Below are 25355 nucleotides of genomic sequence, written 5' to 3'. Positions count from 1 at the left end.
CCCCCTACCCCTTTATCGGCGGATCGCCGAGATATGCCCTCACCCGCGCAATAGATCGCACGACGCGGTCGAGATCAACCTGCTTCACGGCTTCGGGCGCGTTTTCCATGTATGATTTCAGATAGATCGGAGAGCCGACAACCAAATTTTCGCGCTCGGCGATATGCCAGGCGACCAGCTCTGCCTCTATCTCCTTGGCGGCATGCGGCAGGCTTCTGCGATCGGGCCAGCCATACTCATCAGCTTCGGGGTTATCCGCATCGAAGGCGCCAAGGTGGCCGCAGAACAGGTGTCCCAACTCATGCAGCAAGGTGGTGAATTGCTCCGCCGGGGTCAGGCGACGATTGAGCGATATCGCATAGAATGATGGCGCTACCGGTTCGATGGAAGCGTGAGCATCTGCCGCCTCGACGTCGCCACCATTCTGGTCTCCCATTATTCCAAAACGATGGATCCGTCCGGCCAGATTGGTGCCGAAGTCTCTCAACCTCACATCGACGGTCAGCTTGCGCTTGTTCGGTTGGCGAAGCTGGCCAATCAAACGAGTGAGACGGCGTGGATCGAATGCTCCAGTCGTAGCCAGTGGATCGACCCGTGGATCACGTTCCCGCGCGGGTTCGGTATCCGCCAGCTCGAAGACCTGCGCGATAGGCCCCTTCGGCTTCAGTATCAGGATCGGAATGGCGTCGCCCCGAACCGTTTGTCCGACGGCTTCCCACTCCTTCCGCGAGGCGACCGCTTTTGCACCCGGCCGCTGGGTGTAGACCATCATCATGTTGTAGGGGCCGAGCCGCTTCATCTTCGAGGTGAAATCGATGAAGCTCATCACCGCCTCGGGCGTCGGCGTGGTCAGCGCGGTTCCCATGAGCCGGCGCAGATCATCCTCGACTTCAGCTGGTGTTTCGACCTGTTCTTGCACCTGCGGCGGATCGACCGGCAGCACCGATGCGGGCCGCGCATTGTCGATACGATCTCCCAGCCAGCGCCAGAAGCCGTCGAGCATCACCGATACCCCTCCGTGCGTGGCCGCATGCCTTGGGCCATCAGTTCGTCGTAGGCGGCGAGGACGAGGCGGCGGGTGCGGTATTCGCCGTGGCGGGCGATTTCGTTCTTCTGGAGGACGCGGAAGGTTTCGCTGGGGTAGTCTTGGCCCATCACGTCCTTGGGATCGAGGACATAGCGCAGCTCGTCGCGGGTGAGGCCGTAGGCGAGGGCATACCAGGCGTCGAGCTCAGCGCGCAGGTGTGCGCGGCGGTCTTCGTCCCACACGAAAGGCGGGCCTTCATAGCCGAGGTCGCGGGCGAAGGGGGCCATGGAGTGGCTGGTGTATGTGAGCTCCAGCACGCGCGGGACGATGAAGGCGAGCGCGGCTTCATCGTAGGCGCTGGGGGGGAGGATTGCCAATTGCGCGAGAGCAAATAGGCCAAGATTGAGTCCGCCCAGCTTATTGCGAAGGACGTAATCGAAGGTCAGCGCACTGAAGTTGGCTTGGAACGCTGCATGATAATTTGCATCGAAGCGAGCCATACTTGGGATGAAAATGCTGTCGCCATAGCCCCCGCGAGGCATACAGATACCGATGCCGGACCTCTCATTAGTCGTGGTAGCGAGACGGCGGTAAACGAATGCCCAGAGATGGCTCCACCCCTTAGCGGCGAGGCGACTGTCCACTTCGGATTTCGGCACCCAATAACGCGGAATCGCCTCCGTCCCAGTATTTTGCTTCTCGTCGAACGTAAGGTCGCGGCTAGCCTCGCCGACGTAGGTCGCCCAGCGATGATCGAACTGATGGATCATCTTGGCCTCGTAGAGCGGGACATAACGGGCGCCTGTCTCGTTGACCCAGTCCGTGCCGTCGCGGGTGAAGCCTTCCTCCTCAAGCTGCTTGGCGGTGCGAAACAGGCCGCTGTCGCTCGTCATGTTGAACAAGCCTTGCCTGAACTCCACGCCCCATGGATTGCCCTCTGGACCATTGTTCTCGTCAATCAGCACCGGCACGCGATCATAGATGGCGGCAGTCAGTTCCGCATCGCGGCGGGCGCGGAACACTGGCGCGGTTTTGGTGTTGGGGTTGATCCGCGCAATCTGGGCGGGCGAGAGGGTGAAGCGCCGCTCGGCCTGTTCGAGCTGCGCGGGATCGGTGAGGAAGAAGGAAAACTCTGCCTCGGCCACCCCGCTGCCGATGGTGAGCAGGCTAAACTTGAAGCTGCGATGGACACCCTCGAACAGCGGTGCGCTGTTCTCAAAATCGATCAGTCCGGCGAGCCGCTGGCTGCTGACCAGATGGCCGAAAAAGGGCGCGGTGGTGGCGTCGGTGGCGATGCCGGTCGGCACGATCAGCCCCGCCCCGCCGCCCTCGCGGGTCAGGTTCAGAAAGTGCTCGGCGAACAGGCCGTAAGTATTGACCTTACCCCTAGCGGTCAAATCGAAGCGCCCTCCCGCTCGGGCAAACTCGTTGATCGCTTCGAACATTCGCTTGTCGCGGGCGAACCCGGCGAAAAGCTCGGGACGCTCCTGTTCAAGCGCGGCGATAGCCTTCTTGCGGGTGGCGCCCTTCAGCTCAGCAATTTCTGGCGCGCGGGATTGGAAATACTCCTCCTCGCCAAGCTGCACGACCTCCCACGGCGGATTGCCGAGCACCACGTCGAAGCCGCCTCTCCCGACCATGATATCAGGAAAGGCGAGCGGCCAGTGAAAGGCGCGCGCCGCGCCTGCCGCCTCGACCGCCGCACCTTCAAGCGGGCCGAAAACCTGCCCGCCACCCAGCTTCTTCCACACGTCCTCGCTGCTGGGCACCAGAGCGCGCTGGTAATTCAGCGGCACCTCGGTCTTGGGCAGCAGGAAGGCGGCGATGTAGAGATCGCAGGCGACCCGCGTGGCATAGCGCGCCGGATCGTTGCGCCACGCCTCGAACGCCTCGCGCTTCTTCTCGACCTGGCTGACGGTGTCTTCCGGCATCCGCTTGATGGTCGAAAGGTTCGCGGCCAGCTTGCGCGGGGGCATGACGCCGGTGCCGCGTTCGAAATCGAAGCTGCCCTGCCCCTTCTGCTCCGTCTTGTTCTTGGCCTTGTAGTATTTGGCCGCCTCCTTGCTGTCGCCGGTGAGCGGCTTGTAGGCCTCTTCCGGGATGCCCTCTTCGAGCACGGCGAGGTCAAACACGCCGAGCAGCGCGTCGCCGCAGCGGATGTTGGCATCAAGAAAGCCCAAAGGCTGGCCGGGCGAGACGCTTTCGATCCACAGCGCGACCTTGGCCAGTTCCACCGCCATCGGGTTGCGATCGACCCCGTGGATGCAGCGCGAGACGACATCGCGCAAGGCGGCCTGGGTTTCCTCCTTGCCGGCGTCCTCGTTGCGCAGGCGTGCGACCCGGTCGGCCATGCGGCGGGCGGCGCCGAGCAGGAAGTGGCCCGATCCGCAGGCCGGGTCGATGACCTTGAGATCGAGGATGGCGGCGACCTTCTCCTCGGGCGTGGCGCCGGAGGCCTCGGCGCGTTCGAGCACCGGGTTGAGGGCGCTGTCGAGCAGGCATTCGACGAGGCTGTCGGGGGTGTAGTAGGAGCCTGAGGTCTTGCGGTCGTTGCCCTTGGCGCCGCTGCCGAGCTGGAACTCGCCTGCGGGCGTCAGGCTGGGGCGGATTTCGAGGAGGCCTTCGTAGACGGAGCCCAGTTCCTCGGTCTTGAGATCGCGCCAGTTGATGCGGTGGGTTATCCCGTCCTTGCGGATGAAGCCGAGGCAGAACAGCGCGGCGAGGAAGGCGCGGTTGGGGATGGTGGCGGCGTTGAGGTGGGGGGTGGAGGATTGGGAGAACAGGCCGCCCAATGCGGGCAGGCCGAGCATCTCCTCGCCATGTTCGAGGGAGGCGAGCGTGACCTTCATCGCCTCCCATGCATCATGGTGGCTGTCACGCGCCACCCTCCGCCGGCTGCGTTCGCGCCAGAAGGTGAAGCTGTAGCCCTGAGCGTAGAGCTGGCGCGCTTCACGCGGGGTGCGGCGGGGGTGGAGGAGGTCGCGATCCTCGGCGACGGCGAGGAAGATGAGGCGGTAGACGGTGCGCAGCAGTTCCTCGAACAGCGCCTGCATGGGGAGCGCGCCGGTAGCGATCTGGTCGCGCAGATCGGGGTTGGCGGTGACGATGCCCTGCCCCAATTCCTCCAGCGCGGTGGCGACGTTGGCGTAGAGGTCCTTGCGCGCTTCGACGCCCTGCTTGAGCCCGGCCTCGCGCCACTGTTCGAGCGGGCAGTCGGAGGGCGCTGCGTCCTGCGCGCCGAAGCGGGTGGCGTGGGCGAGGAGCCAGAAGGCGGTGAAGTCCGCGAACATCTCGTCGCGGAACATCGCGCCGAGATCGGCCTCGATCCATGCCGGGCGGGTGAGGCTGGCATTGTCGCGCATGATCCGCACACGGTCGCCGGCGAAGACGAGGCCCCAGAGCGCGGGTTCGGCAGCATTGAGCCAGTCTTGCAGCAGGGCCATGGGTGAGCGGCGCGCGCGTCCGCCCTCGCCGTCGCCGAATTCGGGCTGGGACTTGGCGAAGGCGTCGCTGCCCTCGAAGGGCGCGGCGGCGACGACGGGAACGCGCCCGCCCTTGGCTTCCCAGGCGATGCGGTAGCGGCGGGTGCCTTCGTGATGTTCGACCGGGCCTTGAAGGTCGGTGAAGCCGAGGCACTGGGTCAGCAGATCGCGGGCGAAGGCGGCGGTGCGGGCGATGGTCTTAGCGTCGGCCTGATCATAGTCGCGCCAGATCGCCTGACCGATGCGGAAGAAGCGCGCGATCTCGTCGCCGAGGCTGGTGCCCTTGGGGCAGCCGTAGCTGTCGGCGGTCTTGGCCGTGCGATCGGCGGCGATGACCTTCTGCACCTGTTCGGGCGCGATCAGCCCACCTTCGATGGTGAGCGCGACGAGGCCGAGTTCGGTGGAGGAAGAGCGGCGGGGCATCAGTTGGCCTCCGGCACGAGGACGTAGAGGCCGATGACGTCGGCGGGGAGAACCGCGTCGACGGTTGTCGTCACGCCCTCGCCTCTCGTCGCCGCCTTCACGCGTTCGTGATCGTGCGAGAGAGCAGCGGCACGATCGGCCGCGTATGCCGCGATCGCGGGCTGGTAATCGGCCAAACGTCCGAGCGCATTTTCAACTTGGCGCCTGTTGGCGGGCGGCTCGATGCTTCGCGTCGCCTCATGCTCCAGCAGGGCGAGCGCCTCGGCTCCAGCGGCGAAAGGATCGTTGGTGTTGGGCGCGAATGCGAGGCCGGTGGCTTCTTCCGCGAGAAGGGTGCGACGACCACTGGTGACGAGCTTGAAGCGCAGGCGCAGCACCAGCAGCGTTGTCAGCTTGTCTACGGCGCGGGTCATCCAGACGCCCGCGCGTCCGAGCGTAGCTTTGCCCTCTACGCCACCGGGATCGAGCGCGCCTTCCGCCATGGTCTCCGCAAGGGTTGCGACAAGGGGATGGGTGCGACCGACCTGCGCGACATCCGGCGGCAGCTTGTCGCCGAAGCCGATTGTTCGGGTGCCGGTCAGATTGCGGGCGGCGAGCTTTTCACGGAGCTGCTGCGGCAGCTCGTCATAGCGAACGCGCCATTGCTGGCCGTGCTGTCCAAGGGGCGTGTCGATGCGGGCAAGGGCGCGGCGGGTGAAGCGTTCGACCTCTTCTGGCCCACCGAGCAGATCGCGCAGCTTGTGCCATTCAGGCAGGACTTCGTCGGGCTTCAATGCCGTCTGCGCGTAGCGGGTTTGGCTTCGCTTGGCGTTTTCCTCCGCATTGCGCCACTCGGTCTCGAGCTTCGCGTCGGCATCGCCAAAGTCGAACATGCCCTGGGCACGCGGCTTGCTCGAATGAAGCAGCATGGCCTGCATCAGCGCATTTGAGACGCTGGAGGAATCTTCCGGCACCGGCACGACCACGCCGGTCTCCTTCTGAATGCGCTTCATCTTCTCGGTGATGACCTTGATCACCGCGCCATCGATGATCGAGTTCGCCCCGAACATCATGACCGACCAGACATGCTCGGCTTGCTGCCCGAAGCGATCAACGCGGCCATCGCGCTGCTGGTGGCGGGTCGGGTTCCAGTTAAGGTCGTAGTGGATCACCGCGTTGAACAGGGATTGAAGGTTGATACCTTCCGACAGGCAATCGGTCGCAACAAGGATGCGATCCGGGTGATCAATCATCGCTTCGACCCGTTCGCGGCGCTCCTCCGGCGTCAGGCGGCCCGTGACAACCTCCACAGTGTGCGACTTGAACTTAGTCCGAAGCGCTTCACCAACGGCTTCGGCTGTGGCGATGAAACGGCAAAAGATGACGGGGCGCGCCTTCTTGGTGCCGGTCAGGTCTTTGACCTGCGCCGCCAGCTCCCGAAATTTGGGATCATCGGCAAAGCGTGACGCAAGGTTCTCAGCCTGGGCGATAAGCTTGTGCAACTCGACAATTTCCTCGCTGTCGGCAGCGGTCGCAGGTTCGATATCCGTGTCGGGGAATTCATCGTCGTCAGCATCGAACAGCACGGGCTCAAGCAGAGCCTCCTCGGCCATCCCGCCGAGACGATTACGCAGAGCGCTGAGCGCTGCAGCGGGGGAGGAACCGACGCAGCGCATCAAAGCGAGCGTTCCCCAGAACGCCAGCCGGCGTGCTTGTGCGCCATCGGCACGGGTCGCCACGCCGAGGCAATACTCCAGCACATCCTCTTGAAAGGTATGGAAGTCGCCGGTGAGAGTATAGGGGACATCAGCTTTCATCGGCACTGCAAAAGCCCCGCCCTCGCCCCATTGGCCCGCAATGTCGGGTCTGCGGCGCTGAACGAAGTGCTGTGCCAATCGCCGCCGGTAGCGCTCCAGCGCGTTCGCATCGAGGCTATCGGGCGAACCTGCAAGATCAGGATGCAGCAGGCTGAGAAGCCGCGCATAGGCATCCTGATTGCCGCTGTGAGGCGTCGCAGTGAGGAGCAGCATATGTCTGTCCGCATCCTCTACGAGACGCTGCAAGAGCGCAAAGCGCTGCTGTGTGCCCTTCTCACTCCCCCCGACGCAGCTATGCGCCTCATCGACAATGACGAAATCAGGGCACGCCTGAGCGAAGCCTTCGCGGCGGCTATCGGCCTTGATGTAATCGAGACTTACAACCGTAAACGGATGAACCCCGAAGATCGTGTCGCCCAGAGCAATTCCCTGCTCCAACGAACGCGCGCGGGCCGAGGTGACCGCGACCGCATCTATGTCGAACTTCTCGGCAAACTCGCCGACCCATTGGTCGACAAGATGGGGAGGACACAAGACGGTGAAGCTATCGATCTCGCCGCGATCGAGCATCTCGCGCAGGATCATCCCCGCTTCAATCGTCTTCCCGATGCCGACATCATCGGCGATCAGCATCCGCTTCACCTCGAGCCGCATGGCCATCAGCAGCGGCACCAACTGGTAGGCGCGCGGCTCGACCCCGAGATGGGCTGCACTGCGAAACGGGCCTGCTCCCCGTCGCAGGGAAAGCCGGAGCGCGTCGGTCAAAAGCTGCGCCGCGTTCTGGGTATCGAGTTGTTCGGCTGTCGGCGGGACAAAGCTGGCTTCGCGCACTGGCTGGCGTTCGAGCTTGGGCGCGATGACGATTGCATCGTCTTCCGAACCGGAAAGCGGACGCACGCGCAACAGCCCGTCCGAAGGCTTGCCCAGCACGATCCATTCCCGTCCGCGTGCATGGACGAGATCTCCAATCTGAAGCTGTGCGGGCGCGATGGACGCCATTGTCATGATTGAACTCCAAGGGCAGCAGCAAGATCGTGTGGCGGAGAGGTGCTTGGCTCGGTGGGAATTAGAATTATCTCTCGCCCGAGGTCAGCGCAGCGCATCTTCAACTCCTCGCTTGGCGGTTCAGTAACCGCCATGACCATCATGCCCGGCCAGACCAGTGGGTAGGTGGTGGTGCCGATGGTTTCAGCCGATGGCATCGGCCATTCCCATTGCTCGAAAGCGGCGAGCCACGCTCGCACATCCTTGCCGGAAGCTGGTTCGGTCGCCGGTCGGTCACGTTCGGAGTTTGCCATTCTCAAGAGCACATCGATAACGCCCTCATCGCGGCGATCGATCAACTCATGGTCAGGTTGATTGTAATAGGACAGAACGCACCGGTAGCACCCCGCAACGCAGGCATCGTCCTTGACTTCGACGCCGTCGTCAACGATCCGGTAGTGCATCATGTCGAGCGCAACCTCTGCGAGACGCCGCCAACGGTCAGGGCCGCCCATCAAGCGCTTGAGCACCCCCGCCCCGCCCTCGGACGCCTCATAGAAGAGGATAGCCTTGCGATTGTCCCGGGTCGGCAGGGGCTCGCCCAGCAATTCTCCGGCTTCGAGGACGTGCTCTGCCTCGATGGCGCGCACCAGTGCATGCTGAAGCGTCGCCATCTGCTCCTGGTCGAGTTCGATCTGCGAGGCGAACTTAAGAAGCAGCGCATTCTTGGTATCCTCGACGACCGGCACAATCGACTGTCGCCGTGCGCCTTTTGGGTCCTCGCCTTCATCATCGCCCTGGGCCTCATTTTTCAACCATCGACCCGAAATGGTGTCGATGTCGAAGCCGATGCTCTGCTTTTCGGCACGCCGCCGCAGCCCCAGGTTCGCCCGCGACAATCTGGTCTGCGGGCCATATCGCAGGACGGCCAACGGTCCGTCTGCGCTCTTCAGATGGAGGCTATCCTGACGCGCCGTATCCCATTCGAAGATCGTGCGCAGTTCGAAGCCACGGCGTTGACGATCCTCGTCGTTGGCAGTGATCCTTGCTCCCGGCACGGCATCGACATTCTCGATACGATAGAGCTTGGACAGCCGTCCGTCCTCGGTGAGCGCCGCATCGCATACGACGCAGCGCTCGGCAGTTTCGCTGCTGTGCGCTGCGCCGCATTCGTTGCAGCAGCGCACCGCGCTGGTAACCAACATATTGTCGCTGTCCCGTGTCCCTGCCGGCAGCTTGGCACGATTGCAGCGATAGGCCTTGCCTTCGTGATAGACGAGACTGTTGGGGCCGAACTCGGCAATCGCAAGGAAGCGCGGACGTTGCAATACCGCCGAACCCCGGTCGCCATCCACGAAAGCGTAAAGCGGCAGGCGTGGGAAGTTGTAGCCAGGAAGGAAGCCCTCGGTCGCCAGATAGCGGTAGGTGTAGAAATCGGAACTTGCCGACGAGACACCCTGCTCGAGCAACTCCATCTGCTTACTGGCCGCGATGTAGCGAGCACGCGCATCTCTGCGCTCCTGCGCCGAAATCCCGGGACGGCCTTCAATCGCGGCGGCCAATCTACGCTCCTCGTCCGCCGAACGATAGAGCGAGCGCCACCGATCGAAGGCGCGTTGCATCGAGGCTGCGGCCTTCGCCCACCGGGTAGCCACGAAGTCGGCCGGCGAACCTATCGCTGGGTGGCCGTCCGGAACCGCAGAAGCAACAATCCTGACTGCCCGCTCCATGGCGACGGCATCCGACGTCGCCTTCTCGAAAGCTGGAAGGAGGCGATTCGCCACGGGAAGCGCGGCATCGTCCATATCGAGATTGTCGGGTATCGACTTGCCAAGCCCTTGCTCGGCCGCCGCAAGCCATTCTGCATGCACGTGTGACGCCAGAAGGTCTTCGTTGACGAGATCGATGGCCGGGGGCCTGACGATCCCGGCCACCAGATCGCGGGTCCGCTCAAAGTAGTATTGATCATGGGGGCTCTGCGCCGCGCAGTAGGTCACCACCAGCGCCGCCTGCCCACTGCGCCCCGCTCGCCCCGCCCGCTGGGCGTAGTTGGCTGGCGTCGGCGGGGCGTTGCGGAGATAGACGACGTTGAGCTGGGAAATGTCGACGCCCAGCTCCATCGTCGGCGAGCAGTAGAGCAGCGGCAGGAAATCCCGTTTCTCGGCGGCGACCTTGGCCTCGCCGGCCATCTCGATGATGCGTCCCTTGTCGCTCTCCCCGTAGCGGAAGCGGCATTCGCGCAGTTCCCGGACCAGCGCGTCGACCTGTGCGGTATGCTCACGCGCTTCGAAGGCGAGCGGCATGGTGCCGGGAGACGCCAGCCGGGCCGCCACATCGGAGTAGAGCTCGGCGAAGAATTGGTTGCTCTGGCTCGGCTTGGCGTCGCTGTCGCCGGGGACAAGGCGCAGAGCGCCGGGCGCGAGCTTCCAGCCCAGCATCGGTCCCGCGGCAAACTCCCGCACCATCTGATGCCGCGCCGCGGCGCGCAGCATCGCCTCGATCAGCGGTTCGCGGTCGGCGAGCGGCAGTTCTCCGAACTTCGCGGCGATCTTCCTTGCGAGCCCCCCACGGCCGGAAACCCGGATGATCCTGTCGTATTTGCCCCCCTGCGTGCCCACGACCAAGGCGGCCTGCGTGTTGAGATCGTGGTGTTCCTCTTCCAGCGAGATCGCCCAAGGGTCCTTCAAGAACTGCCGCGACTTTGCCCCGATTGCCTCAAGCTCGGTCTGGTCGAGCGCATCGGCTGCGATCGCAAGGCCTTGCCGCATGTGGTCGAACAGGAAGCCAAATATCTCCTGCCGCGTGGCCGGCGTGATGTTCGCTAGGATCCTGAAACCCCGCTCCTCGCTTTCGCTCATGCGCTCCCGGTGCCGCCCTGAGCAGGTCTCCTGATCGGACGCCAGCATCGCGATGCCGGGATATTCGACCTTGATCAGCGCCAATTGGTCGAGATTGGGATTGGTGTAGCGCCAGCCACGGCGCAGGTCGTTCCAAAGCCGATGAGCCAGCACCCGGTTGATCGCTTTCTTGGCTTCGTCGAGTGCCGAGAAACTAACCGGATCGGGGTCGAGCATCCATTCCTTGCGGCGTTCGCGAAGCTCGGGATCGAACCCGAGCGCCTTGCGCAAGGCGTTGCCGAACTCTTCATGGGTAAGCCCGTCGCTTCCCGCCGAACGCACCGCCTGCAGCATTGCCCCGCGCAGCAAGGTGACGAAGATGAAATCGTTGAAGTGCCCGGACTGCAGCGCTGCATCCTGCCTATTGTCGGTAAAGCCAAGCAGCTTGCGCCGGTGCTTGTCATCAGGCTCGCCCGCGCGGTCCATCCAGTCGAGCGCCGCCGTAGTGATCAGGGTGGTCGCCGAGCTGCGCCCTTCGGCCGAAAGCCCGGCGAGCTTGTTTATGTCGCGGGCTTGCGGTGCAGGTTCGTGCTTGCAGCGCGGGCAGAACCGGTAAGGACCGGGGAAGAACCAGCACAACAGACCATCAGGGTCATGCTCACCCTTCGGGCTAAGACGCATCATGCGTCCTTCGTGCTTGCCGCGGTGACTACCCTTAAGGCGCTGCTGCCCGGCGGGGGTCGTCTCCAACCAGGAAGCTGGATAGTCCTCGATAGAGCCAGCGAAATCGAGATCGCCTAACGCATCGGGCACCAAAAAGCCGTGCTCAAGATCTGTCCCGGAGGTATCCGACCGGGGACTGAGATCGATCGGGCGAGCAATTACCTTCCCGAAATCATCGATCGAAACGCTGTGAACCTCCTGCCCACAATCGCGGCAGAAGAACAAGGGATAGAGACGTGCCGTGCTCTCTTCACGGTCATAAAGCTCGCCAGCCAGCGAAACCCGCCGAGCTCCCGCCGCTGCCAGTGTCGATTGCGCTGTCCCGGCACCCGACAGAAACCGGTGCAGCTTGAAAGCCATGAATGCTTGATCGCGTTCGTTGCGGCATGCGCTCATGGCGATCAGACGATCGGCCAAGGCATGGTGGCACTGCGTCGGCTCAAGCCCAGTAACCGAAGCGAGATCGGCAGCCGCCTCCGTCAGGGTGCGCGGTGTTCGCCGCTTAAGCACCTCGCCGCCTTCGAGACCGATGTTCATCTCGATCCAGCAGGCGAGCGGATCAGCCGCGAAACTCTCGAAATCCGGTGCCGGAGGAGGATCGAGAACAGCAGCCCTCAGCACACTTTCGGAGGGCATGCCCTCGGTCCGCCTCACAAGGCTTTCTGTGACGACATCTTCGCTCGCGACCGGGCTACCGAAAAGGAGCGTGCCAACCTCGGCCACGGCTTTTCGTCCGGCATCCCTTTCCCCTGACGCCATCGTGGCCGATGTGCCGATGCAAAGCATATTGCTCGCGCCCATGCGCTCTCTCACGCGGCGCACCAACATCGCGACGTCGGCACCTTGCCGACCTCGATAGGTGTGCAGTTCATCGAGCACGAGGAACTCCAGTCCCTGCATGTTCTCGATGACTTGGCGGTCGAGTTCGTCCTGCCTTGTCATCAGCAGCTCGAGCATCATGAAGTTGGTGAGGATGATGTCCGGCGCGTCTGCTGCGACGGCGCGACGTTCGCTATCCTGCTCCTGACCAGTATAGCGGGCGAATGTCGGCTTGAGCGACGGGTCAAGACCGCAGCCCTCGATGAACTTCTCCAGCTCCTCACGTTGGGAGTTTGCCAGAGCGTTCATCGGGTAGATGACAATTGCCCGGGTGCGGCGCGGTTCGCCCGCGCGCCGCGCCTCGAGGATGCGGTTGATGATCGGGACGAAGAAACACAAGGATTTACCCGAGCCCGTCCCCGTCGTGACGATATAGTTCTTGTGCTGCAAGGCCTTCATCAGGGCTTCGTCCTGGTGAAGATGAAGGTCGATGGACTTGCGCGGAGAACCGAGTGCCAGAACCTTGGGTAGGTCCGGATCGACCAAGCCCTCGCTAACGAGTGCAGTGACCGAGCGCCCCTTCTTGAACTCGGGGTTGAGCCCGATCAGCGGCTCAGGCCAGAACTTCCCACTCGCGTAGATCGCATCGACCTGCTCGCGCAGATCATCCGCCCGGATCGAGGTGAACGATCGAGCAAACTTTTCGTAGCGAGCGATCAGATCGGCATCGAGCTCGAAAACGTTCATGGAGACCCCTCAGTCAATTTCTTCACTATAGCCATGCTAAATCAAAAGGCATCGGCTATTCCGACACTTACTTGTCGACAGATTGTGCAACCAGGTTCACCCGCTCGCGCATCACCGCGCGCAGTTCCTCGGGCGCCTCGATCCGCACCTCTCCGCCCCAGGTGAACAGGTGCTCGGCGATCTCGCGCAGGCCGCCCGAGTGGAAGCGCACGATCAGTTCCTCGCCGTCCTCCTCGATCACCTGCCGGGGGTGAAATCGCCATCGGCGGGCACGTTCTGCGCTTTCGCGGGCGACCCGCAAGACGATCTCATGGCCCTGCTCGCGCCAGATCCCGAAGCTTTCCCCCATCCACGCATCGAGGTCCCAATCGTCGCCCGCCGCGCCCGGCTGGTTGCTAACCCGCGCGGCGCTCATCCGGTCGAGGCGGTAAGGCACGGGTTCGAGATCGCGTCCCGGAATCTGGCCGATGAGATAGCTCGCCGCGCTGTGGATCAGGCCGAGCGGGATGACCCGCCGCCATTTCGCTTCCGTCGCCCCTTCGGCAAGGTAATCGAACTCGACGCACATCCCCGCCATCATCGCGCCCTGCACCTGCGCGACGGTCTCGGGCGCATGTTCGATCATCGGGCCGGCGGGAACGTGGTGGCGCTGGAGCCGGACGAGCGGTTCGAGATCGGGCGCCATCCGGCTCTTGACCTCGCGCCTGAGGCTCGCCTGCACCTTGCCGGCGAGACTGTCGAGCAACGGGGCCTGCGCCGAGCCGGTCCGTCGTGCGGTCTCGGCGATTGATTGCAGCGCCGCGATCTCGGCCACGTTGGGCTGGGTGAACGGCGAAGGCAGCGCGCCGGGGATGCGGAAACGCTTCTGCCGATCGTCGATGCTTTCCTCGAGATCGAAATGGACGAGGATCAGATCGCGCAGCCGCTCGGCCGTGCGGCGGTTCGCGCCGATCACCTCGGCCATCTCGTCGAGGGTCAGCCCTTCGGCGCTCTCTCCCAGCGCCTTCACCAGCGTCAACAGCCGGTCGAGTTTTGCGTTGCGTGCCATTGCGCCGTGCTATCCTGCCACCAGAGCTAATGGTCCCGCCGCGGTGACTGAGGGGGCCGTTACCAACCTCCTGAGCGCCTTGGTCAGAACCTGCTCGTCCAGCGAAATGTCCGCGGTGGCGATCCTGAGGCGCTCGCGCCCACCCGCGATGCCAAACTGCGCACGCTCCGCGCAGCCCTGCCCCGGCTTGCCGGGATAGAGCAGCATCAGTTCGGCAGTGCGATAGAGCCGGGCATAGGCCATAAGCTGATAGACATCAGCCTGGCTCACCCCCTGTTTCCGGTCGAGCGGGTCAAAGCTCAGCTTTTTCCACTTGGTGTCGATGATTGCGACGATCTCACCCCTGCGACGCAGCATGATGTCGGGCATGGTGCGGAAGACGTCACCATTCTCCAGATGTTCTCCGGTGAAGGCGCCGAGGCAGGCCCGGTGACCGCCCTGATCAATCACCTCGATCCCGGTGCCCACCAGTGCTCGGCGCAGAAGCACCGCGATATATTTCTCGAACAGGTCATTCATCGGGAACAGCAGCGTCAGTCCCTCGGGGGCCTTGGCGGCGTGGTGGGTCGCCTGCCAGTCGCGCTGGAGCAGCAAGCGAGCGAGCCGGAACAGCGCCGCCCAGCGCCGGTTGGTGCGGTCGATCCGCACGGCTTGCCAGGGCAAGCGCCTGACCGACATCAGCGGAATGTCAGCGAGGGCATGGCGCAGCTCATCAAGCTTGCGCCGGGTGCCAAGCGTGCGGGCGTGACGCGCGAGGAAGGCGGTCGCCGCCGCCATGATCCGCATCAACGGCGTATCCGCCTCCAGCTGATCGAAGCGGCAGGCGAGCCGGTCCGGCCGCACGGCATTGCGGGTAAACTGGCGAGTCACATCGAGCCGTCCGCGCAGGGCCGGCAGATCTTCCTCGCACTGGCGATAGGCCCGCGGAAGGCCACGCCGCACCTCGGCCAGCAAGCGGGTAGCGAAAGCATCGATCAGGATTTCCAGCAGGGTGTTCTTCTGCCGGGCAATCGCGGCCTCGGCGCCGATGTCCAGATCGAGGCCGAGCGCCACATCGAGCATCCGCACGAGGCGGCTACGCACTGTCTCGTCATTCTCCTCTCTCCCTGCATCGGGATCGACCTTGGGCAAGATCTCGAGACTGCATCCTTTGGCCGACACCATACCTACCATCTGGCGGGCGATGAGCCGGTCGCGTCCGAGAACGAGGATATTGGTCGCATCCTCATGCGCCAGCGGGTGCTCGCAGGCGGCGGCGTGAAGCGCATGCGCATGCTCGCGGGTCAGACCGCGCTCGCCGAACCGGACATGACCCCATTCGTGGACGGTAAGGTGGGTCACGGCGCGAAAACCTTGCGCAGCGCGCGGGCATGATCGGCAGCATCCCTCTCGAAACAGGCCAGCCAGCCGCGCCAAGAGCACGCGGCGAAGCGCACTCGGTTGCCAGCGACGATGCCATGAAAATCCTCGATCTCGCGGCGGTGGGCGAGGAAGGCTACACCGGCGTTGCGGCAGGCGTCGATCGGTTCGGCGTAGAGATAGACCAGCACTGGCGACAGGTCCGAACGGGTGCTTTCGGTCGCAAGGCCCAGCGCGTGCTTCACCAGCTGCGCGGCGTCGAGATGCTTGTAGCGTCGGGGTTCGGCGCGCAGCAAGTCGCGCATGGTGCACCAGCCTTGCATGCCCTCGCCCCAGACGTCACGATCATAGGCATCTGCCAGCTCTGCAACCTTGGTGTCGCGGAACGGCTCGTAGCGTTTGGACTCGACGCCGATCACATGGGTGTCCGTCCACAACACCGCATCGAGCCACGGATGGCGCCCCCCGCTCCACGGGAAGCGCAACTCGCGCTCGATGGCGACCTTGCGCACAGGCTCAGCCAGATCGGCGATCGCGGGAAACAGCGGGCACTCGCCGGGACGTTCCAGAAACCAGCCGAAGCCATTGGCCGCCAGCGCCGCGCTGCTTTGCGGGCTGGCAAACTTGCCGCTGGCGATCTCATTGCCGGCCGCGTGATCGTAGACCTCGCGGATCAGCGCTTCCGGCACGCCGGGCAGGAAAAGGGGCTGAGGCGCGCTCAAGCGGCGATGTCCGTGTCGTCGTTCGGCACGGGCCTCGCCGAGATCAGCCGCGTATAGGCGCCTTCGTCGAAATAGGGCCGGACCTTCCAGCTTGCGAGCGGTTCTCCGCCCTCGCCCATCGGATCCTCGATCGTGTCGCACTCGAGGAAGTTGCCGCCTCTATCCCGCTCGCCCAGAACTGCGGCAAGCCGGTTCCAGTCGTCGAAGAAGTATTCCTGGAGCAGCGGGATGACCTTGTCGTGCATGACCGCGTCGACATCGGCCTTGGTTTTGCAGCCGATAAAGAAGGCATGACCGATCCGGTGATCGCGGTCGACGAGGTATTCGATCCGGCGGTTCATCGTTTCGAGCACCTTGGAGAGTGGCAGCCCGGTGGATTCCTCGGCCTCGATGAATGCTGGCACCGAGGTATCGGGGGCCATTTCCTCGAACCGGAACCGGCGGCGCAATGCTGTGTCGAGCAGCGCAATCGAGCGGTCGGCGGTGTTCATGGTGCCGATGATGTGGAGGTTGGCTGGCACGCCGAATTCCCGCTTGGAATAGGGCAGGCGCACCTTGAGCGCATTGGGCATGCCGAGCCGCTTGTCGGGCTCGATCAGCGTGATCAGCTCGCCGAAAACCTTCGAAACGTTGGCACGATTGATCTCGTCGATGATGAGGACGAATTGCTGCGCAGCACCTGAAGGGCGAGCCGGCTGCCCTTCGCTTTCGACGGGGCGAACCAGTCTGGCCAGCGCCTCCTTGTTCACCCGGCCTGACGCAATAGAGTAGAACGTGCGCTGCATGAAGTCGCCTTCGATGATGGTGTCGAGGGGGAGCGCTTCATCAAGCACCTTCAACCAGCGAACCCGCCGCCGATGATAGTAGGTCGGGTCACCGTCCTGGGCGAAGTAATACTCACCGACCACCTCGCCGACCGCACGGAATGCCTTGTTGCCGAAGGGGACGACGACGATGTCGCCCACTTTCATCGTATTCCTGAACGGATGAAGCTGCGTAACATTGCTGGGCTGCTCATTCTCGCGGGGGGAACTGGCCCATTCCTCTCGAATGGCTTCCAGGCTCGCGAACCGGGCATCAGACCAATCGACATCGCCGCCCCAACCGAGGGCGACATAATCCCCAGCGATACAGGCATCATAGACGCTGTCCTCGACGCCGATCTGGCCGAGGCCCATCTTCCAGAAATTCCTGCCGGTGAAGTCGAACGACCCAACAGGCTCAGCCGGTCCCCTTGCAGCTTCGCCGGCCACCGCGCAGAGCTCACGGAAGATTCCGGGTCGCGGTTCAAGGCGAAAACCCCCAGCTTGGCCTTCCTGCCCATCGCTTGGAGCCGTTTCCGGACGAAGTCCCTCCACGAATTCCTCGTAGGAAAAACTCTGGTGGAAGGTCACGAAGCGGATGCGGCCTTCCTTGGATAGCTCCTCGTAGCGCTGCATCAGCTCGTCGCGATCCTCGGGCACCGCTTCACCGCACAGCCGCACGGCCTCCTGCGCCGTCCGATAGGTCTTGCCGGTTCCCGGAGGCCCATAAAGGATGAGATTGGTCGGTTGCACGGTCGGCACCTCATTGGTTGCGGCGGCACCGAAAAGGCGGTCGCGCCAGAAGGGGTCTTGCAAGAACAAGTCATAGTCCTGCGGTTCACCGTCGAGCAGGAAGCGCCGCAATTGGTCAGCGTAAACGCTGTCTCCAGGATCCCGCAGCCGCCATACGGCATCGTTATTAGTGTAGAAGAACCAGGTGCGCGGTTCGTCCCATACTTGCCAATCGACGCCGACACGAAGTCCGTCTTCACTAACCTCAGTGATGGTGCCTGCTGCGCGAAAGCGAAGCGCGGTGACGATCCCGTTCCCGGCATCGAAAGGCAAATCGCGGGCACGCGGAACGAAGTCCTTCAGGAAAATGCGATCGCCGACCTGCATTTCACGGACACGGCGGTTGTTGGCACTCTCAGTATCTGTAAGCAGGCTCCATTCGCTTCGATCGAGAAAGCGCGGCACGCCGTCCTCTTGTCCCCACAGCGAGGTGACCATCCACACCGGCACCGGATCGAGTTCGCGGGGCGCATCCGGGTTTCCGACAACCCAGATGAAACCCTGCACATCGAACATGTCCTGCGGGTGCCAACCGAATTCCTTGTCGAGCAGCCCAAACAACGCTCGCATGAGTTGCAGCCATTCGGCGAGGTCCTCCTCGCTGAAACTGGACTGTGTAAACAGCCTGCGACCAAACAGACGTCTGCCCATGTCGCCGATTTTGGAAATCTTGAACCAGCTCGCCTCATCGGGGTGCAGGGTTGCCCATACGGTGATTGAAATGGAAAGCACTTCGCCTCGGGTGAGGCCCGCGATACCTTCGTCGCGCAAGCGTTCCAGCGCGCGCGCTGCTGTCGGGATTGCTTCCTCGAGCCGAGCGTCGCTTCGAGCCAATCCACCCACGACCGTATAAAACCGTTCCTGAAGTGCGGGGTCGACTGCTTGCAGGTTGGAAAGTGTGCGCCAACTGAGCGGCATGCCCGGGCCGCCAGTGGCTAGGGAGCGAAAGATGCGCTTACCGGCTTCATGGTCTTCAACCGCCTGAGCGGCGAATTCTCGGGCCTGCGCGATCAGGCCGTTCTTGTAGTTGCGCTCCACATCCCAGTATGCGCCTGAGGCCGCACGAAAATCGGTGAAGTCCGGCATCTGGCGCAGGAATGTGTCGCGCGCTCGCTTCAGCTCGGGCCAGTCGATGACGACGAAACCAAGCCTTTCGAGCGCAATCTTGCAGTCGCCACCGCCGGGAAGCCAATCGCTGTCTCGCCTCGCCAAGGCATCGCGCACGATCGCCTTGCTGGGATAGCGTTTGCCATCGAGAACCAGCCAATATCTGCTAGGCAGCCCGAGCCCGAGACCGGCGACATATTGTGCGGGATCACCGACATCTTCGCAAGCCGCCACCGCCTCAAGAACCGCCGCCCGTTCGAGCTCGCCAAATCTGCCTTCCGGTCGCGCTTCGGAGGCGCGGAAGCGGAAATAGGCTCTGGCTGCAGCGCGACATGCGGCGAGGTTGGAGTAGAAAGAGGCGCCAAGATCAATAGCGCTCGGATTGGGCGCGCCTGCCGCTTCGTCGGACCTGGAATAGGCCATTTCCGCAAGCATCGATGCACCGCCGTCTCGATCAAATTGCTCATCGAGACCATAAGCGCCATCGACCTTGCGGCCGTCGGAAAGCCATGTGGCGATGGACGTCGGAGCATATCCTTGCGCGACCAGCCAAGCCTTGAATTCCGCCTCTTTCACTGTTTCCCCTTTTCGAATTTCCGATGCTTGTGCCGCTGGCCTCCGGTGCCCCGCTGTGATGGGTCTGCTAGAGCGCACATGCGACAAAAACGGTCATCAGCCTGATCCAGCAATGCCAATCCTCCGGAACACCTCGAAGACAGGAAATTGATGTTTTTCAAAGCTTGCTTCAGGCAGAGAAGTGCTGATGCGCCGGTGCACGCAATTTGATCGCCGAAAGCTCGGAGCGATGGCAAAACTTTGTGTCTCAAGCCGATTGGCGGACTTGCTTTGCTCTGCGCGCTACCTCCCTCACCGTTGCGTAGATGTCGTGCATTCTGAAGCGCTCGCCGGTCCGTCGGACCCAACCATCGAATTCCGACTTAGGGACTGCAAGCGCGCCACCGTAAAGCCGCGGAGCAGCGAGCGCCCGCGATACGACTTCCACGGTGCCCGCGCGTTCACCATCGATCACGACAGCATAGCGCTTGCCGGGGGCCAATTCGAACCACTCGATGCCGTCGAGCGGGCGCATCGCCTTGCCCAACGGCTCGTCATCGTCACTCTCGGAGTCGATCCTGTCGGGCACGGCCGACGGTTGACTGCTGATCGGAGCGACTGCGCAGGACCTTGCTGAAGGTTCGGGCGGGGTCGAAGCCAGTTCCTGATCCTCTTCGGAGATCTCAGCGATCGACTGCGTCCTGGGTCGCTTTTCGTAAGCCGCCATCGCCTGAAATCGCCAATGCTCGAGCTTCTCCAGAAGCTTGGCCATCTCGCGGTCCGGGTTCGCAAACCAGTCGGTCGACCATATGCGGTGGATGCGCCACCCCATATTCTCCAGGATGGTCTGACGAATGCGATCGCGGTCTCGCACGCTCAGTCCGGTGTGCCACCGCGCCCCGTCGCATTCGACCCCGGCGATGAAGCCGAGGGGATAGTCGGGATGCCGCACGCCGAGGTCGATGCGGAACCCCTCGACCCCGACTTGCCCCACGACCTCATAACCGTGGCTACGAAGCTTCTCGGCGACCAACACTTCGAAATCACTGTCCGGCTCACCGCCGAGATCGTCGTCGACCCTTGCGCCGTTCATGGCATAGGTCAGATATGACTTGAGCGCGATCACGCCTCGGCCGGACTTTTCGGTGATCTTGATGTCGGACGGCTTGAGCGAGGTGAAGACCCGCGTAGAGAGCTTGGCACGCGTGATAAGGACATTCAGCCTGCGCCACCCCACCTGCTGGGTGAGGGGGCCGAAGCGCTGCATGACAACCCCATTCTTATCCGGGCCGTAGACGGTCGAGATCAGAATGATATCGCGTTCATCGCCTTGCACGTTCTCGAGGTTCTTCACGAAGAACTCCTCGATGCCGCCCGCGTGGTATTGCATGTATTCCCGCACCTCAGGGCGTTCGAGCATGAGACGGTCGAACTCGGCGCGGATCAATTCGGCCTGCTTGATGTTCATGGTCGCGATGCCGAGTGAATGGTCGGGGTAGGCGCACATCAAGCGATAGGCCTCTTCGATCACGGCCTGCGCCTCCTGCTGGTTGATCGAAGCCTCATAGGTGCCGCCAACATACTCGCACTTGACGCCCAGAAGCTCGTCGTCGGTCGTCGGGCTGGGGAAGACGATCAGGTCGCGTTCGTAGAACTCCCGGTTGGAAAAGTTGATCAGCGCCTCATGCTGCGAACGGTAATGCCAACGCAGGCGCCGCTTCCGCCGGAGCCGCTGGTTTGCAAGATCAAGGATGCTTTCGGAATCCGCGGTCGCCGACAGGTCGTCGCCGTCATCCTCGTCCGTCATGCCGGAAGCGAAGAAATCGCTAGGCGGCAGCTGGTTGGCGTCACCCACGACGACAACCTGCTGTGCGCGCATGATCGCGCTCACGGCGAACTCGGGCCGCATCTGGGACGCCTCGTCGATGACCAGAAGATCAAAGACAACGCTGTTCGGCCGGATGTATTGCGCGGCGGATGTCGGAGACATCATCCAGACCGGCTTCAGCGCCTGCAGCGCTCTCGCCGCACGATGGGTGACATCGCGCAGCGACGTGCGCGATTGGCGAAGACCCAGCTCGTGATTTATAAGCGCACCTTCGGTGAAATCGCCGACCCTGCCTTTATCGACCCCCCAGGGTGCCTTGTCGCGCAAACGATCCGCAACGATCGATGCAGCCTCGAGACTTTGCAGCTGTTCATCGATCGCAGCGAATGCGGCGCGCGCACTTTCCAGGGAGAGCCCCCCCAACCGCCCCAATTCCTCGCCGGCCCCTCCGAGATACTCACGCAAGAGAGACCGCACGACCATCCACTCGTAAAGGTCGGGAAGGGCTTCACTAGAGACCTCTGCGGCCATGGCAAATGTCGCAAGCGGATCGAGGCCCGCTGCCCTGACGCTGCCGCGATACTTCAGCAGTTCCGCGACGGCACGTGCGCCTTCTGAGTCGGCACCAAGTTCTTCGAGACGGGAGGACAAATTCCGCCAGTCATTTGCTAGAAGCGACGCGTCGATGCCGGTGGCTGAGGCGAATGCTCCGCTGGCCGAATTCCAATCGGCTTGCGCCTGCGCCAGCTCCGTTGCCACTTCCATAAGTCGCTGCAACAGGAACCGCGGGTCCTCCGCGATACATGCAACCGAGTGGATCGCGAGCGGAGCATCGGCACCTCCGAGGCTTTCGGCGCAGCCCAGGGCATCCACCAGCGGTTGCAGATCATCACCCACAGAACCGACCCAGGCGAATGCGTCGTGCTGAGCGACACGATCGAAGCTCTGCTTTGCCTCAAGCAACCGGCCAAGCCGGACGGCGATATCCTCGCCGTCGCGGACGATCATCCCGTCGTTTTGCGCGCCCACATTCTCCAGTGAGGCGACGAGACGCTGCATCCCGACGCGGCGTCGCTCGATCGCCTGGTCCAGCTCCAGGGCCGGAACCGCATCGTGACCGATGGCGCAGGCAGCCTGGAGTGCAGGTGCCACCTTTCGCGCGAGATCGCCCAATCGGACACGATCGGACGACCCGAGCCTTACCCAGTTGGCAAGGACATCGGCCGCTTCCGCTTCACGCAGGCGCACCATGCTGTCGTCGAGGACATTCGCCACATCCAGTGCCGCAGCAAAGCCCGACTCCGCACCCTGCCACAGGAGGGCCGGGAAAAGCGACTTCGCCTGGCTCTCAGCGGCGAAAGTCCGCTCGCGCCGCAAGTGCCGTGCGGCACGGCGGAGCAGTTCAATCGCCTGTTGGCGGGCGATCTCCTCCCTCGACCAGGCTCTCATGCGGCGCTGGACAGCCTTGAATTCGGAACCGAACAGCCGTTCGACGACCCCCGCCTGCTCGAGGGTATCGGCCATAGCCGAGAGTTCGGCCGGATCAGCCTCGAGTGCTTCCGGCAGCAGCAGGCTCGTCAGTTCCTGCTTTTCGGCAACGATTGCCCGGGCCGCTGCCGCCTCCCGCTCGAGAGCGGCACGGGAGACGGGATCCAGCAACAACTCGCTCACCAGCGCTGCATTGACAGCTGGAAGCTGCGACAACAGGTCGACGACCTCGACCACGGCGCGGACCTGCGGCGTGAGCAGGGTCTGAGGCCAATGCAATTGGCCCGCAAGTTCGGCAAGGTCGGCTTGTGTCGACCGACAAGCCTGTTCGACGTCGCAGATGTCAGCCAACAGGGACCTGGCGCTGGCGAGCGTCGCTGGAACCTGTTCGAATGACGCGAGGCTTTCGGCCAGCGCCGCAACATCATCGAACGTAGCTCGCGCCGGTTCCGTCACATCCGCGATCAGGTCGGCATAAATCTGCTGCCAAGCGCGGGATGCGCCGATCAGCTCCCTCGAACGCTCCGGCTCGCGGAGTGCGGCCTTGAACACCGCAGGACGGGGATCTTCGGGAAGGCGCAAACCGCCGGTTTGCAATAAGGCGGCATCCAGACCAGCGCGAGGTCCCGGCAGGGCGAGACCGAGCGCCGCAAAGCTATCCTGAAGCGACGCGATCCTCACTGCCACCTGCGCGGCTGCCGATGCGGCGGCAAGCTCCGTGCGTTGATCGAACGGGCTGAGCCTTTCAGCTTTCTGCCAAAGCGTCTCGGCGTTCGAGCCGCGCAAATCGGCAAGCGCGCGAGCGAAGCTTTCGAGAACAGACCGATTATCCTTCAGCGCCGGGTAGTCGAGAGTTGTCACATCCTCGGGCAGCCAACGATCGCACAGGGCCGCAGCCCCCTCGGGGAGTAACTTGCGCAGCCTGATCTCGCGCCAGACGAGCTGGTAGGCATTGCGCCCCAGACTACCGAGCGGTTCGCGGATCAGGGAAATGTAGCGCCGGATCATGTCCCGCTTCCGCGCCAGTTCCGAGCGTGCCTCGGCCAGCTTTGCGGGATCGGCTGAAGGCTTCGCCGCAAACCGCTCTCGAAGCCCTTGATAAACGGTGTCGCGCTTCGCCGTATCGCCGTGCAGTTCCAGGAGCAGGGGACCGAACCCTGCTTTGCGCAACCGGCTGGCAACGACGGAAAGCGCGGCCTGCTTTTCGGCCACGAACAGCACACGCTTGCCGTCCTTCAATGCGCCGGCGATCATGTTCGTGATCGTCTGTGACTTCCCCGTTCCCGGAGGGCCCTCGATGGCCAGTGACTTGCCCTCGGCCACGTCGATAAGAGCCGCATGCTGCGATGCGTCGGCGGGTTGAATGAGCGGCGGAGCGGTGCTGGCGATGGGTTCTGCATCGATGTCTGGCGCATCGAGCGGCGCAGGGTCGTCGGCAAAGGAATGGGCGCTCAGCAGTCCGGGCAACAGCGGGTGCCTGCCAAAGGCCTCCTCACCCCATGCGGATGGGTCGAGATCTTTCCACAGGACCATGCGAGGAAAGGGCAGCACCGCGATGGTTGCAAACCTTCGCAGGCTAAGCCGCCGGCCCTGCTCCAGAACGCTGTTGAGGCGCACGAAGTAGGACTCCGGCGTTTCATTCTCGCGCAGTTGCGGTGCTTCCAGCCCCCAATGCTGTCGCATCTTCTCCTGGAGGGCAACGTTGACCTCGAGCCCCTCATCTCCGATCGACAGCTTGTGCTCATACCGACCCCGGGAAACGCGCTGCTCAAGCCTGACTTGCAACATCAACGCTGGAGCGTGGTGGACAATATCCGATGCCTCATCTTCGAACCACTGGACGAAACCAAGGCACAGGTAGAGCGTGTGGAGCCCGGTCTCCCGCTCGTGCATCCGATACTTCTCGTAGATCCCCTTCGTGCGCTTCTCGAGCTCCTTGGCGGTGAGCAGCACGCGGATCCGATCGTCATTGTGGTGTTCAGCCACGTCCTCGTCATCCGATCCGCGCAAGTCGAACGAAGGGTCGAAGCCATGTGCCTGAGCGAGGGCGCGGACGTCCAGAGCCTTGCCATATTCGAGCTTGGGCAAGCCGAGCTTGAGCCGGACGGATTGCCGCAGGCTTCGCTCGGCAACCTGCCAGGCGCGGGCATCGGCCTCGTCGTCGCCAAGACTTGCGGTTGCCGCGAGGAAGTCTGCATCGGTAAGGCGGGCTAGCTCGTAGGCGATCTGGAACGCGTCGGTCTGTTCATCCTTGGGGACAACGTCTTCGTCCGGTAGTGGCTCGAACCCCAAAGGGCCCCGCTGCAAGGCTTCAAACAGCAGGTCGGGTCGCTCATCGACGATCCTAATGTGGCTCGCCGATCGGCTGCCGTGACGAAACGAGATCAATGGATTTCGCTTGCCGAGATCGATAAGCCTGGTCCGGAGCGCGGCCACTTCCTGCAGTATCTGGCGTTGCTCGTCGGTCATTTCACCTTGCTCCTTCGATATCTGAGGTTCGTCCGCAGGAAGAGCGGCGGGTGCCGCACCGTCGCACGTCCGATTCTCGGCGTGCACGGAAGATGACGGATGAAGGCGCGAAGAGGATTTGATTGTCGCTCTAGCCGATGGCTTCGCCGGCTTCGCGGCTTCGCCAACAAGAAGCTTGTCGACTCGCCTCGCGAGATCCTTGGCCGCAAGTGTCTTGCGATGGCGCAATTCAGACTTCACGAGCTTCAACTCGGCTGCATTGTTCTTGTTGCGTTCGACGAAAGACCGCAACTCATCGGTCGTCTTGTTAAAGAACGGCCGAGCCATTTACGCATTACCCCTTGTG

Annotated in this window: 9 protein-coding genes; all 9 read right to left on the bottom strand. The window is 63.1% G+C overall.

Annotation, left to right across the window (positions count from 1 at the left end; all coding sequences use genetic code 11):
• Positions 1 to 4 precede the first annotated feature (4 nt).
• The 9 genes from BZF61_RS12615 to BZF61_RS12575 all read right to left on the bottom strand — a co-directional run bounded on the left by BZF61_RS12615 (position 5) and on the right by BZF61_RS12575 (position 25336).
• Entirely contained in the window at positions 5 to 1003 is a 999-nt protein-coding gene (locus BZF61_RS12615; protein ID WP_086619715.1) for an ImmA/IrrE family metallo-endopeptidase, read from the bottom strand.
• On the bottom strand, positions 1003 to 4932 hold the full coding sequence (locus BZF61_RS12610; protein ID WP_086619714.1) for an Eco57I restriction-modification methylase domain-containing protein: 3930 nt from the start codon (positions 4930 to 4932) through the stop codon (positions 1003 to 1005). Before BZF61_RS12610 ends, BZF61_RS12615 begins: the two co-directional genes overlap by 1 nt.
• A complete protein-coding gene (locus BZF61_RS12605) occupies positions 4932 to 7733 on the bottom strand; it encodes a DEAD/DEAH box helicase (RefSeq protein WP_086619713.1) in 2802 nt (933 codons plus the stop codon). Before BZF61_RS12605 ends, BZF61_RS12610 begins: the two co-directional genes overlap by 1 nt.
• A complete protein-coding gene (locus tag BZF61_RS12600) occupies positions 7730 to 12838 on the bottom strand; it encodes a DEAD/DEAH box helicase (RefSeq protein WP_086619711.1) in 5109 nt (1702 codons plus the stop codon). The genes BZF61_RS12605 and BZF61_RS12600 overlap by 4 nt, the downstream gene beginning before the upstream one ends.
• Before the next feature lie 67 nt (positions 12839 to 12905).
• Entirely contained in the window at positions 12906 to 13886 is a 981-nt protein-coding gene (locus BZF61_RS12595) for a helix-turn-helix transcriptional regulator (protein ID WP_086619709.1), read from the bottom strand.
• 9 nt (positions 13887 to 13895) lie between these two features.
• Positions 13896 to 15227 carry an McrC family protein gene (locus BZF61_RS12590; protein WP_086619708.1) on the bottom strand — a complete coding sequence of 444 codons (1332 nt, stop codon included), beginning with the start codon at positions 15225 to 15227 and terminating at the stop codon, positions 13896 to 13898.
• Positions 15224 to 15967, bottom strand: coding sequence for a PGN_0703 family putative restriction endonuclease (locus tag BZF61_RS12585; RefSeq protein WP_143737042.1), 744 nt, complete (start codon positions 15965 to 15967; stop codon positions 15224 to 15226). Before BZF61_RS12585 ends, BZF61_RS12590 begins: the two co-directional genes overlap by 4 nt.
• On the bottom strand, positions 15964 to 19245 hold the full coding sequence (locus BZF61_RS16030) for an AAA family ATPase (protein WP_245804626.1): 3282 nt from the start codon (positions 19243 to 19245) through the stop codon (positions 15964 to 15966). Before BZF61_RS16030 ends, BZF61_RS12585 begins: the two co-directional genes overlap by 4 nt.
• Before the next feature lie 247 nt (positions 19246 to 19492).
• Positions 19493 to 25336 (bottom strand): DUF4011 domain-containing protein, encoded by a 5844-nt coding sequence (locus BZF61_RS12575; RefSeq protein WP_086619704.1) that lies wholly within the window; start codon positions 25334 to 25336, stop codon positions 19493 to 19495.
• Positions 25337 to 25355: the final 19 nt, after the last annotated feature.

Origin of the sequence: Erythrobacter tepidarius, assembly GCF_002155695.1 — a bacterium.
GTDB classification, from domain to species: Bacteria; Pseudomonadota; Alphaproteobacteria; order Sphingomonadales; family Sphingomonadaceae; genus Erythrobacter; species Erythrobacter tepidarius.
This window is presented reverse-complemented; position numbering and strand designations above follow the sequence as displayed.